This is a genomic window from Mesorhizobium sp. 128a, from assembly GCF_053848025.1.
The window spans coordinates 171064-183448 of sequence record NZ_JBSPKY010000006.1 but is presented as its reverse complement, the minus strand read 5'-3'; the positions used below and the strand labels follow the sequence as shown (position 1 = coordinate 183448).

The 12385-nt window shown below is 61.0% G+C and carries 12 protein-coding genes; 8 read left to right on the top strand and 4 right to left on the bottom strand.

Annotated elements, in window-relative coordinates:
• Nucleotides 1–77: 77 nt before the first annotated feature.
• Nucleotides 78–1280 (top strand): MFS transporter, encoded by a 1203-nt coding sequence (locus ACWTU9_RS13220; protein WP_455858641.1) that lies wholly within the window; start codon nucleotides 78–80, stop codon nucleotides 1278–1280.
• A 43-nt stretch (nucleotides 1281–1323) separates the two neighbouring features.
• Nucleotides 1324–1788, top strand: a complete 465-nt coding sequence (locus ACWTU9_RS13215; RefSeq protein ID WP_455858640.1) for a DUF302 domain-containing protein — start codon at nucleotides 1324–1326, stop codon at nucleotides 1786–1788.
• A gap of 59 nt (nucleotides 1789–1847) precedes the next feature.
• Here the strand turns inward: ACWTU9_RS13215 and ACWTU9_RS13210 are convergent, their stop codons facing one another.
• The gene (locus ACWTU9_RS13210; protein ID WP_455858639.1) at nucleotides 1848–2759 is read right to left on the bottom strand and encodes a LysR family transcriptional regulator; all 912 of its coding nucleotides are present in this window, start codon (nucleotides 2757–2759) and stop codon (nucleotides 1848–1850) included.
• A 253-nt stretch (nucleotides 2760–3012) separates the two neighbouring features.
• On the opposite strand from ACWTU9_RS13210, the gene ACWTU9_RS13205 reads away from it, so the two are divergent.
• The 4 genes from ACWTU9_RS13205 (at nucleotide 3013) to ACWTU9_RS13190 (ending at nucleotide 7463) form a co-directional block, all read left to right on the top strand.
• Entirely contained in the window at nucleotides 3013–3795 is a 783-nt protein-coding gene (locus ACWTU9_RS13205; RefSeq protein ID WP_455858638.1) for a 3-hydroxybutyrate dehydrogenase, read from the top strand.
• Between the two features lie 23 nt (nucleotides 3796–3818).
• A complete protein-coding gene (locus ACWTU9_RS13200) occupies nucleotides 3819–4976 on the top strand; it encodes a patatin-like phospholipase family protein (RefSeq protein ID WP_455858637.1) in 1158 nt (385 codons plus the stop codon).
• A gap of 41 nt (nucleotides 4977–5017) precedes the next feature.
• Nucleotides 5018–6412, top strand: a complete 1395-nt coding sequence (locus tag ACWTU9_RS13195; protein WP_455858636.1) for an NAD(P)/FAD-dependent oxidoreductase — start codon at nucleotides 5018–5020, stop codon at nucleotides 6410–6412.
• Between the two features lie 346 nt (nucleotides 6413–6758).
• Entirely contained in the window at nucleotides 6759–7463 is a 705-nt protein-coding gene (locus ACWTU9_RS13190; RefSeq protein WP_454575066.1) for a peroxiredoxin-like family protein, read from the top strand.
• Here the strand turns inward: ACWTU9_RS13190 and ACWTU9_RS13185 are convergent.
• Nucleotides 7447–8352, bottom strand: coding sequence for a LysR family transcriptional regulator (locus tag ACWTU9_RS13185; RefSeq protein WP_455858635.1), 906 nt, complete (start codon nucleotides 8350–8352; stop codon nucleotides 7447–7449). The two genes, ACWTU9_RS13190 and ACWTU9_RS13185, sit on opposite strands and share 17 nt — an antisense overlap.
• Nucleotides 8353–8378: 26 nt before the next feature.
• The gene (locus ACWTU9_RS13180; protein ID WP_454586958.1) at nucleotides 8379–8642 is read right to left on the bottom strand and encodes a hypothetical protein; all 264 of its coding nucleotides are present in this window, start codon (nucleotides 8640–8642) and stop codon (nucleotides 8379–8381) included.
• A gap of 235 nt (nucleotides 8643–8877) precedes the next feature.
• On the opposite strand from ACWTU9_RS13180, the gene ACWTU9_RS13175 reads away from it, so the two are divergent.
• On the top strand, nucleotides 8878–9087 hold the full coding sequence (locus ACWTU9_RS13175; protein ID WP_454575068.1) for a hypothetical protein: 210 nt from the start codon (nucleotides 8878–8880) through the stop codon (nucleotides 9085–9087).
• 403 nt (nucleotides 9088–9490) lie between these two features.
• Here the strand turns inward: ACWTU9_RS13175 and ACWTU9_RS13170 are convergent, their stop codons facing one another.
• On the bottom strand, nucleotides 9491–10786 hold the full coding sequence (locus ACWTU9_RS13170) for a TubC N-terminal docking domain-related protein (RefSeq protein ID WP_455858634.1): 1296 nt from the start codon (nucleotides 10784–10786) through the stop codon (nucleotides 9491–9493).
• Between the two features lie 528 nt (nucleotides 10787–11314).
• Between ACWTU9_RS13170 and dusA the strand changes: the two genes are divergently transcribed.
• Nucleotides 11315–12346: a tRNA dihydrouridine(20/20a) synthase DusA gene (gene dusA, locus ACWTU9_RS13165; RefSeq protein WP_455858633.1), complete on the top strand. Its 1032-nt coding sequence runs from the start codon at nucleotides 11315–11317 to the stop codon at nucleotides 12344–12346.
• The last annotated feature ends 39 nt before the right edge of the window (nucleotides 12347–12385 follow it).

Sequence of the window (12385 nt, the reverse complement as noted above, 5' to 3'; positions counted from 1 at the left end):
CGAACAGTCCCACCCTCAGCAACCGAAAGCGCGTCCTCAGGTGATTACCTGGGGACGTCCGGCCACGGAGCCTCGTCATGACAACCAGTGAACAGACAGAGACGGCACGGCTGCACACGGTGGCCGCCGACAGTTGGCGCTTTGGCCTTGTTGCGTTGATCGCATTTCTTACGCTTGTCGATCTGTTCGCCACCCAAGCAATACTGCCCTCACTGGTGATAAAATTCGGCGTCAGCCGTGCAACCATGGGCTTCGCCGTCAACGCCAGCACATTTGGCATGGCGGTGGCAGGTGTCGCCGTTGCCCTCTTCGGGCGCGGCATAGATCGCCGCAATGGCATCTGGATCAGCCTCGCCATCCTCGCCATCCCAACGACGCTGCTTTCGCAAACAGACAGCATCGTCGTCTTCGCCCTTTTGCGCGTGGCGCAAGGCCTGTGCATGTCGACCGCGTTCACTCTGACGATGGCCTACCTGGCAGAACATTTCTCCGCACGGCAGACGACCAGTGCGCTCGCTGCCTATGTAACGGGCAATGTCGCCAGCAATTTCTTCGGACGGCTGATGTCTGCCGCCGTCGCCGACACGTTCGGCATCTCCACCAACTTCCTGACCTTCGCCGCCCTCAATCTATTTGGCGCGGCGCTCGTCTGGTTCACGTTGCAAAAGACCTCCGCAACGATGCGCGCCGATACGATCGGTCAATCTGTTCGTGCGTCCTGGAAGGGCCCGCTGGAAAATGCCGAACTGCGCGCTTGTTTCGCGATCGGCTTCCTGATCCTCTTCGTCTTCATTGGAACCTTCACTTATGTGAATTTCCAGCTTGTCGCCCCGCCGCTGTCGCTGTCGCCGATGGCATTGGGACTGATCTATTTCGTCTTCCTGCCATCGATGTTGACCACGCCACTCGCCGGGCGTGTCACGGCCGGTCTCGGCCCGAGGATCGGCATCGGTGCAACGCTTGCGATGGCGATCGTCGGGCTGCTGCTGTTGCTCACGGCCAGCCTGCCGATCGTCCTTGCAGGGATGGCGCTGGTCGCAATGGGAACCTTCCTGGCGCAAGCGATAGCCACGGGGCACGTCAGCCGCACCGCCTCGCGCGATCGCACGGCCGCGAGCGGCATCTACCTGGCCTCCTACTATGCGGGTGGGCTCGCTGGCAGCTTCGTCATCGGACAGATTTACGACCGGATCGGGTGGACCGCATGCGTGGCCGTGCTCGCTGCCTTCCTTGCCGGCGCGATCGCAGTGGCGCGCGCGCTTCAACCGCCAAAGTCGTGACACCCAAGACCGAAAAAATGGCTATTCAACAAAGGAGACTGACATGACCAACTACCTGAAGACCATGATTGCCGGAACCGCCATACTGATAGCTGCCGTCATCCCGGCCGCCGCTTCTGATGGCGTTGTCACGGTGAAGAGTGACTATTCCGTCACTGAAACCGTCGCCCGCATCAAGAAGGATGTCCTCAAGAAGGGCATCAAGTTCTTCGGCGTCATCGACCAGGCAAAGCTTGGCAACAATGCCGGCAACGATGTCAGGCCGTCGCGGCTGGTGATGTTCGGCAACCCGGCGCTCGGCACGACCTTCATCACATCCAATCCCGAAGCCGGTCTCGACTGGCCGGTGCGCGTGCTGGTCTACCAGACTGCGGATGGCGCGGTTTACGCCGCCTATAGCGATTTCGACTGGATTGCCAAGCGCCATGGCATCACCGATCGCGCCCCGCAGTTCAAGATGGCGACCGAGGTCATCCAGTCCGTGACCTCGACGATCAGGAAGAACTGAGCGTGGGCAGGTGCCGGAGATCCGTCGCCCTGGCCTGGGAAAGGCTGTCTTCGCAGAGGCTATTCCGCGGCGGATAACGCCTTTGCACGCTCGCCGAACCACTTCTTCTGCGTGGCTTCGCGCACGAGTGCGCCAACCGCCGGCGAATGCCTGCGGCCGCGCACCGTGACGAGATTGACCTCGCGCCAGAATTCCGGATCGGTGATCGGCAACGGTACCACTCCGGGGTGCTTGGCGGTATGCTCAGGCATAAACCCGAAACCAAGCCCGGCGGCGATCATCGCGAGTGTCCAATCGTCACGATCGCTCCAGTAAACGGGACTGACCGTGACACCCTGGTCGGCCAGAATAGCATCAGCATAACCGGCAAATTCACAATTGTTGCGGTGGATGTAGGTCTCATTGCTCATATCCGTCACCCGCACGCTGCGCTGCTTGGCCAGGCGATGGTTGAGATGAACAGCCATCACCATCTGTTCCTGAAACAACGGCAGGGAGTGAACTTCCTCATCGGGCAGTTTTGACGGCAGCGCGTAAATAGCTGCCTCAAGGTCGCCTCCGAGCAGCCGGCGTCGCAAGCTCGGTGCATCGGCATCGCATAGATGAAGCTCAACGCCGGGATGGTGCGTGCGCACGGACGAGATGAGTTCGATGATTTCATCCGGAGCTATCGTGCTCATGATGCCGACCCGGAGAGGCGTTTTCTTGAGGTGCACATATTGCTCGGCGATCTCTTTTGCCTGCCGGGAGTTCTCGAAAACGCCTTCGAGATAGGTTTCGACCATGCGACCGAGTTCCGTCAGGTGTGTAAAGCGTCGCTCGCGGTGGAAAAGCGCGCCGCCGAACTCGTCTTCGAGCAGCTTAATCGCGCGTGACAGTGCCGGCTGCGTAACGTTGCACAGCTCGGCTGCCCTGGTGAAATTCAGTTCCTTGGCGACGGCCAAGAAATATCTGACCTGGCTGATCTCCACTGCGCGCTCTCCCCCAGCGGCTGGCATGCGGCACGACCCGCGTTGCCGGGTGATCTTACTAGTTGCCCCAACGTCGAACAACCCGATCTGGTGATTGGTGTCCCAGGCGACAGTTGACGATCCGACCGTCGGCTATCGAATCCATGTCTCAACGGCATTTCCGCTGTCTCCAGCCGCCCGCCATACTCGGCCTAGAAATCGAGCAGCCGTTTGCAGGCCATTTCGGCCGCGGCTTCAACCGAAGGAAACAACGATGCTCAGAGGAAAGACGGCACTGATCACAGGCTCGACCAGCGGCATCGGCCAAGGCATTGCCGAAGCCTTCGCCGCGAAGGGCTGCAACATCGTTCTGAACGGTTTCGGCGATCCCGGCGAGATTGAGTTGCTGCGGGCAAAGCTTGCCGCGGACCATGGGGTGACTGTTCGCTACGACAGTGCGGATATGAGCAAGGGCAGCGCGATCACCGCGATGATGGACAAGGCAATCGCCGAGTTCGGCGCGGTCGACATCCTCGTCAACAATGCCGGCATCCAGCATGTCGCGCCGATCGATGACTTTCCGATCGAGAAATTCGAAGCAGTCGTGGCGATCGATCTGATGTCGTCCTTCTACACGATCCGGCGCGCGCTGCAGGCCATGAAAGAACGCAAATGGGGCCGCATCATCAATGTTGCGTCGGCCCACGCCCTTGTCGCCTCGCCGTATAAATCCGCCTATGTCGCTGCCAAGCACGGCGTTGCCGGTCTGACCAAGACGGTTGCGCTGGAGGTCGCCGAACAGGGCATCACCGTCAATGCGGTTTGCCCGGGATACGTGCTCACCCCGCTGGTCGAAAAGCAGATACCGGATACGGCCAAGGCCCGGGGGATCACAGAAGAACAAGTGATCAAGGATGTGCTCCTGGCGGCGCAGCCGACCAAGCAGTTCGTGACCGTGGCCGAGGTCGCGGCCCTCTGCCTGTTCCTGGCCTCGACCGATGCGGCCTCGATCACCGGCGCCATTATCCCGATCGAAGGCGGCTGGACCGCTCATTGAACCGGCAACGAGGAGCAAAGACCATGAACAAGATCACCCGAAATCCTCCGATCGCCGAACCTTTGCCGGAGGTCGCCCATCCGGCCGACGCTGCCGTTAAGCGGCAAACGGTGTTGGTGCTGCAAGGCGGCGGCGCTCTGGGTGCCTACCAGGCCGGTGTCTACCAGGCGCTCGTCGAAGGCGGAATAGAGCCGGATTGGGTCATCGGCACCTCGATCGGCGCCATTAACGCGGCGTTGATTGCCGGGAACGATCCAACGGTTCGGCTGGCGAGGCTTCAGGAATTCTGGGAAGGCGTCAGCCGTATCAGCCCTCTCGATGAGGTGTTCCGAATGATGGTGCCAAGCAATGTCTTCGCCAATATGGGCACCGTGATGCGGGGCATACCGGGATTCTTCGAACCGAATCCAGGCGCCATGTTTGGAGTGAACCGCGAAGTGGGCGTCGAGAACGCCTCCTACTACACGACCGATCCGCTCAAGAGGACGCTGAATGACCTGATCGACTTCGACTATCTCAACCGGCGCCATACCCGCCTGACGGTCGGCGCAGTCAACGTCAACACCAGTGAACTCAAATACTTCGACACTCGAGAGATGACCTTGTCGGCGGCGCACATCATGGCGTCGGGCGCCTTGCCGCCGGCGTTTCCGGCGATCTGTATCGACGGCGAGCCTTACTGGGACGGCGGCATCTATTCGAACACGCCCATCGAGGTCGTGCTCGACGCGCGTCCGCGGCGCGACTCGCTGATCTTTGCCGTCAACATGTGGCAGCCTCGCGCCACCGAGCCCAAATCGATCTGGCAGGTCATGGGCCGGCAGAAAGACCTTCAATACGCCAGCCGGGGCCGGAGCCATGTTGCGAGACAAGAGCAACTGCATCGCCTGCGGCATGTCGTGCGTGAAATGGGAAAGCTGGTTCCCGAGGAGCGGCGTGAGGATCCGATGTTCAAGGAGCTTGCTTCCTACGGCTGCCCGTCGGTCATGCACCTTGTGCGGCTGCTTTCGCCACGCCTGGACGGCGAGGACCACACAAAGGACATCGACTTCACCCGCGTCGGCATCCGCACGCGCTGGCAGGCCGGTTACGAGCACGGCCAGCGCGTCCTCTCGGAGAAGCCGTGGGAATGCGAAGTCGACATGCTGCAGGGCATCGTCATCCACGAATCGCAAGAGTGATCGGTTCGATCGCGGCGCCGAGAAGAAAGACGGAGATATTGATGCAGATCATCACTCCAGGGATGCGGCTGGTTCCGGAAGCTGTGCTTGCCAACAATGCCGCGCTTTTCCGCACGATACCGGAGACGCCATCTCACGCCGACAGTTCGCGGCACCGCGTAGTCATCGTCGGCGGAGGTGCCGGCGGACTCGAATTGGCAACACGGCTTGGCGGCAAATTCGGCAAGCGACGGCTTTCCGTAACGCTTGTCGATCGCAACCGCACACATGTCTGGAAGCCGCTTCTGCACGAAGTGGCCTCGGGCACGTTGAACCCGTCGAACGATGCGGTGGAATACATCGCACATGCCAGCACACACCACTATCGCTACCGGATCGGCGAAGTCGTCGGCATCGACCGCGCCAAGCGCCAAGTCTTTGTGGCGCCGAGCTTCGACGACGATGGCAGACAAATCATTCCGCCACGCGTGCTGGGCTACGACACGCTGGTGCTGGCCGTGGGCAGCGTCAGCAACGATTTCGGCACGCCGGGGGCGGCGCGTCATGCCATCGCGCTCGATACCGCCGGTCAGGCCGCCCGCTTCAACAGGCGCATGATCGACGCGTGCCTGCGTGCCAATGCGCAATACGAGCAACTGTCGCCAGGTCAGCTCCACTGCGTCATCGTCGGTGCCGGAGCCACCGGCGTTGAACTGGCCGCCGAGTTGCACAAGTCGATGCGGGAAATCGCCTCGCACAATCTCGACAACATCGATTTCGAGAGGCTGATCCGCATCACCGTCGTCGAGGCGGGACCGCGCATCCTGCCAGCTTTGCCGGAACACCTTGCGCGCTCTTCTGCATGCCGGCTTGTAGATCTGGGTGTTCAGATCCGATGCGGCATCAAGGTCACCGAAGTGACAGACGAGGGTATCAGGCTTGGCGAGAAGCTGTTCGTTCCGGCCGAACTCGTCGTGTGGTCCGCCGGGATCAAGGCGCCGGATTTTCTGAAAGGACTCGATGGCCTCGATACAGATCGCATCAACCGCCTGGTTGTGGATGAGACGCTGCGGGCGAAGGGAGACGAAAATGTGTTTGCGATCGGCGACTGCGCGAGTTGTGTATTGCCCGGCGGCGAAGGCCCCTTGCCGCCGCGCGCCCAGACGGCCCATCAGCAGGCCGATCATATGGTCAAGGTGATCGCGGCACGACTCGAAGGGCAGGCGGCGCCGGCGTTCCGCTACCGCGACTACGGTTCTCTCGTTTCACTGGCCGACTACGGCACGTTCGGCAGCCTGGTCGGCGGGCTGAAGGTAGAAGGATTGCTTGCCCGGCTGATGTATCGCTCGCTCTACAAGATGCATCTCAAGGCCGTGCACGGGACCTTCAAGACGGTGCTGGACACGGCAATCGGTTTCCTGTCACGCCGCGCCAGGCCGCGAGTCAAACTGCATTGAGTCTCGGGAGGCCGAGCATATGCACTTCTGGGCTGTCGATAGCGATGATAGAGACGCGCAACTTGCGGGACCGAACAGCGGATGCTCTCGGAAGAAGATCCTCCTCGCGGCGGCTCACGTTTCAAGAGGTCGAACGGCCAAAAGGCACAATGGGTCGACAAGTGGTCTGCGGGCTTTTCGACCTTCGCTTCAGATATCACGAATATACTGTAACGAGTCGATATCGAACAGAAGATGAACCTCCGCAGCTTCGATGCACGCAAGGCATCGACTCCATGCAGGAAAAGCATGGCCGTGCTCACGGGGCTTCAATGATAGGCTGTATGCAAATTGCGAAAGTCCAGACATGGCCGCCGATGAACAGCCAATGACATTCGAACAGTCCGTTCAGGCTGCCATAGAACTCGATGCTCCTCTCAACGAGCGGCTGGCGGTGATCGCGAGTGCAGTTCGCCGACTCAATTCGGATTTCGCTGACGCGGTTGACCGACTGGTAGCGCGCCTCCGGGAGCAGGGGGCCGGGGCAAGTGCTCCCGCCCCCGGCGATGTCATGCCCGTATTCCTGCTGCCTGACGACGAGGGCAGGCTCGTGAGTCTGTCTGAAATCCTTGCCCACGGGCCGGCCGTCATAACTTTTCAGCGGGGACATTGGTGTCCCTATTGCCGCCTGAATGCGATCGGCATCGTCGAAGCCCAACAGGAGATTGCGACACTGGGCGGCCAGGTCGCGGTGATCATGCCTGAGCGGCGCAAATTCGCAAAGGCGATGAAGGCATCGGTTGGTGCGCAATTTCCTTTCCTGACCGATATGGACAATGGCTACGCTTTGTCCCTCAACCTGGCGATCTGGGTTGGAGCCGAAATGGAGCGGCTGATGGGCCTTGGCCTCGATCTGCCGAACTATCAGGGCAACAACAGCTGGTTCCTGCCGATCCCGGCTACCTTCGTTGTCGGAACTGATGGCATCATCACAGATCGGTTCGTCGATCCCGATTACCGTCGGCGAATGGACATCGACGACTTGATCGCCGCACTCAGGCGGGCTCGCTGACGCCAAATGTCGACCAGTCGGTCGATCGCAGGAGGTTGAGGAGCGTCATGGCCACCTGTGAGCGATGTCGGCCGGCGACCGCATATACGGCGACGATCCGCGAAACATCCAGATCACGCAGCTTGAGTCGGCGGACGTTGGGCGAGCGGGGTGCAGTCGTGGAGACAAAGCCAACGCCCGCATTGGCTTCCAGCAGCGCCAACAGGTCCTGATCGGTTTCAACCTCATGTGCGGTGCGAGGCGAAATTCCTCTGGCCGAGAGACCGCGCGACAGATCTTCGCTCGTTTCCCAGTCGATCCGACTGAGCACGGGCTCTGCGGCCAACTGGCTCAGCGCGACGTCCGCCTCGTTTCGGCGGGCAAGAGGGTGATCGGAGTTCACGACGAGTTCGATCCCTTCCTGGAAAAGCGGCCATGCGTCGAGCCGATCCCACGCCTGTCCCAGCGGGCCGGCGACCGCCAGTTCGACCTCGCCGTTCTTGAGGGCTTCGATGACAGCGGCCGGCGACCCGCGACTGATCTTGAGATGCACTCCAGGGTAGGCTCGGAAAAGCTCGGTGAAGGGTGAAACCAGCAGCGCTATGTTGATGCTGTTGGAAATGGTGACATTGAGTGGAGCGACGTCGCTGCTTTGCACTGCCTTGGCAAGAGATTTCGCGGAGGTGGCAGCATCGTAACATTGTTGCAGCAGGGGCAGCATGCGCCGGCCAAGCTCGGTCAGATGGGAATGCTGGCGCTCGCGCCGAAGCAGCTCCCCACCCAACTCGTCTTCCAGGGTCTTGATGGCACGCGTCAGGGCCGGCTGCGTGACATTGCACTCTTCCGCTGCTCTGGTGAAATTAAGCGTGTTGGACAGGGCCAGAAAATAGCGGACCTGCTGCATCTCCATGAGTTTTCGCCCCCTCAGCGAAACGATCAATCATGAACTACGACATGTTCGCAGACTAATGCAATGGAAGGCTTGCGGCAAAGGAAGCTTAACAAGTGTGTACTATTGGGGTCGAGGCTTGTCTGGAATCTGGATTGTTCCGAGGCGCAAGTCAATTTCGAACGTGCGTCGCCATGATTTGCGCCGATGTTCTCATGCAAATCCGGCTCGTCACGTCCCAGGCGCAAGGGGCCGACACCAAGCGAGCATTTGCTGGCGATATTGTATCCGGTTTGAATCTCGACGTTCAAACCGCGCGTCCCCTGGCGGCGTCAACTTTCTGCACAATCGGATGGCCCTGAACGCAGCAGCAGCAAAGTTCCCGGCAAAAACAAAAAAAATCTGACTAGAGACGTGTAACGACACCTCCGTTCCGCCGAACCTTGATAACGGGGAAATTCTTCCCCGCGAAAAAGGTAGGAGAACACTATGTTGAAATCGCTATGCGCAGCCATCGTTCTTTCCGCTGTCGGTGCTCTGCCGGCGATGGCTGACGATGCCATGATGAAATGCGACGATGCGTCGATGATGAAGATGCAGGCTGACATGGACGCGATGACCGGCGAAGCAATGAAGCCGCAGAAGGAAGCGGCAATGAAAGAGATGGAAATGGCCAAGGACGCTATGAAGGCTAACAAGGCGGACGATTGCATGATGCACATGGATATGGCCATGAAAGCAATGAAGAAGGGCTAAGCATATCTTATGCCTGCGACGGGGCCCGTTCGCGGGCTTCGTTTCTCTGGCCGAAAACCTCCGGTACCTTCGCTGCAAGGAGAGCTGGCCGCGTGCAGCGGTTCCTAAAAGCCGATGTCGATATCGGGAGTCATTGGTCCGGCACCTTGGGCGGCTCGATTACGACCAAGCGAATGAGCCGTTCGCGATCGACGGTGGCGGTGCTGGACGTCCCAAGATGCCTCTGCAGCATATCGAGGGCTGCGGCCTTGGACCGGCGAAAGCGGCTCGCAGATGAAAGGTTCCCGCGTTTCGAGCCGACGTTTTCAGGCTGACGTACGCGGCTCTTGCGGAAGTGATCTATCGATCCGGACGGAGGCCTTCAAGCGGCGCCGGAGACCTTTCTCCGCGGATCGCGCGGAGGTCAGTGGGCGTCGTGATCGGCGACGAGGTCGCAGCGCCCGTCCGGCGCGAAGAACATGCCTTGGCCGGAGACCTCTTTCCACCAGCCGTTTCCGGACGCGGACCGACGCAGACTGACGACGCCGAAACGCCATGCGCTCTTGTCGCCTTGGTAGGGCTGCACGGAGAACAAGTCGTCGTAGGTCGGCACCGGCCAGGTATGGTCCAGCACGTCCCAGTCGGCCATCCTGCCGCCGAGCCACATGTCGAAATGATCTCTGATCCTGGTTGCTGGCGGATTCGGATAGAGAGCGATCAGATGGGCCGTCCCGTCGGGATCCAACCTGGCGGGCAGCGATTCGACGATCCGCCGCAACAGGTCGGTGCCGTTGAGGCCGCCGCTCCAGAAATTGTCTCCCGCCCTGGCCGCGGCGTCGGGGGCGTAGGGCGGATTGGCCAGCAGCAGATCGCAGGTCCCGTCGATCGAATCGAGGAGGTCGCTCAAGACGAATTGAGCGTTGCGCTTTCCGTTGAGCAGTGCATTGAACGTGGCGAATTCGACGGCGCGCGGATTGACGTCTGCGCCGACCACCGACGCGCAGTGGTCCGCCGCCAGCAGCGCGTGAATACCGGATCCCGTTCCCAGGTCGATGGCGCGCCGCCGCCGACTTCGCTTGACCAGGCCGCCGAGCATGAAGCTCTCGCCCCACAGCCACATGATCTGGTTGATCGCGGTATTCTTGGCCGCATGGTCGGTCACGATGTAGCTACCGTAGCATGGGAACAGACACACGTTCGCCTGCAGGAAGCCGTTTGCGCGCTCGATCAGCCGCATGTCGAGCGCCGTGTCGATGAAGCTCGATGAGACCTGTCTGGCGAGAAGGTCCGCGTCGACCGGCTGGCCGTCGATGAAAAGCGAAACGAGGTTGTCGACCGGATCGTCGGCACGGGGGGACCAACCGGGTCGCATCGCAGCCCAGAAATTCACACCCAGGCGGGGGAAGACACCCAGCCGTCCGGCGCAGTTGGCGAGATCGAAGCCGCGACTGCGCAATACCATGACGAACTGGGCCATGCGCTCGCGCGCCACCGGGACCGGTGCGGGAATATCGCGGCAAACCGTCGGCAGGGTGGGACTTGCGGACGGTTCGAGTTCGGCCTGCAGAAGGGCAATCAACTCGGCTTTGCGGGCGACGAGCGCCGATTTCAATTCCGCGTCGATGGCCCCCACGGGAGCATTGCACTTAAGCCGGGAATCTTCGATCCATAGGTTCACCTTCCGGCTGCGCAGATCCGAAAGAAGCGTGCTGGCGTCCATCATCGACCACCGAGGCCCTGCCTGTCCGGCGTATTCCGGCGGAATATTGTGCGGTGGCAGCATGGCCGGGGCAATCGGGCAGACGGGCTACCCCGGATCCGCACGCTGCCCTTTGGAGGGACCACCTCGGGGCGCCCGACCGCGGGCGCCCCGAGGGGTGCAACCGAATCGCGATCGGGACCGAGAGCCCACCCGACCAGCGCACCTAACGGCGGCTTTTGGTTTGTGCCCAGTTACCGCCATATTTGGGTCGATGAGCCAGAACGCGCCGTGACGGGAAACCTTCCTATCTTTGCCAGATCGCCAGAAAGAGCGACGGGAAGACGATCCGCGAGAACCGGACCTTCCGAGATCACAAGACTGCAAAAGCCTGGCTCCGCCAACGTGAAGCCGAGTTGAATGACCCGAAAACATTCAAGGCCGCCACCCAAGACGTAAAGACTTTGGGTGACGTCGCCTACAACAATGTTGTATCCACTACAACAAAGCCTGAAAAAGGCAACAATGCGGTACAACAAGTTACAACATATGGAAGCCCTCAAACCCGCAGAACTCTACGGAAAAGCCCAGAACGCAAGGGCTCGCGTCATGTCCGTCGCGCCCATGATGGACTGGACGGACCGGCATTGCCGGTTCTTCCATCGCCAGTTGACGCGCGGCGCGCTGCTTTATACCGAGATGGTGGTGGCGGATGCTGTCATCTATGGTGCGCGTGAGCGGCTGCTTGGCTTTGACGAGACCGAACATCCGGTCGCGCTCCAGCTCGGCGGCTCCGATCCGCAGAAACTGGCCGAGGCGGCGCGCATTGGCGAGGCGTTCGGTTATGACGAGATCAACCTCAATGTCGGCTGCCCGTCGGACCGCGTCCAGTCGGGCACGTTCGGCGCCTGCCTGATGAAGGTGCCTGACCTCGTCGCCGACTGTGTTGCGGCGATGAAGGCCGCGGTGAAGATCCCGGTGACCGTAAAATGCCGCATCGGCGTCGACGAGCAGGATCCCGAGCCCGCGCTCAACGCGCTGACCGACGGCGTGTTCGCGGCTGGCGCCGACGCGCTCTGGGTGCACGCGCGCAAAGCCTGGCTGGAGGGGCTGAGCCCGAAGGAAAATCGCGATATCCCGCCGCTCGACTATGACAGGGTCTATCGTCTCAAAGCCGGAAAACCGAATAAATTCATCGGCATCAATGGCGGCATTCAATCGCTCGATGAGGCTGCCCGTCACCTCGACCAAGTCGATGGCGCCATGCTTGGCCGCGCCGCCTACCACACGCCGGGCATTCTGGCGGGCGTCGATGCAGCGTTTTACGGGGCTGAACCCGGCGCTTTCGATTTTGCCGCACTGATCGACACGATGGCCGACTACGCCGCGCGGCATATCGAGCAGGGCGGGCGGCTCGGCCACGTCACCCGCCACATGGTCGGGCTGTTTCACGGCCTGCCCGGCGCGCGCCGCTTCCGGCAGATTCTGTCGACCGACGCGACCAGACCTGGTGCCGGGCCAGATGTGCTCAAGGCGGCGTTTGCGGCCGTCGATTTCGATCGTGTCGAAAAGGCCGCCTAGAGCAAGTCCAGAGCGGCTCGCCGTTTCCGTGAAACGGTA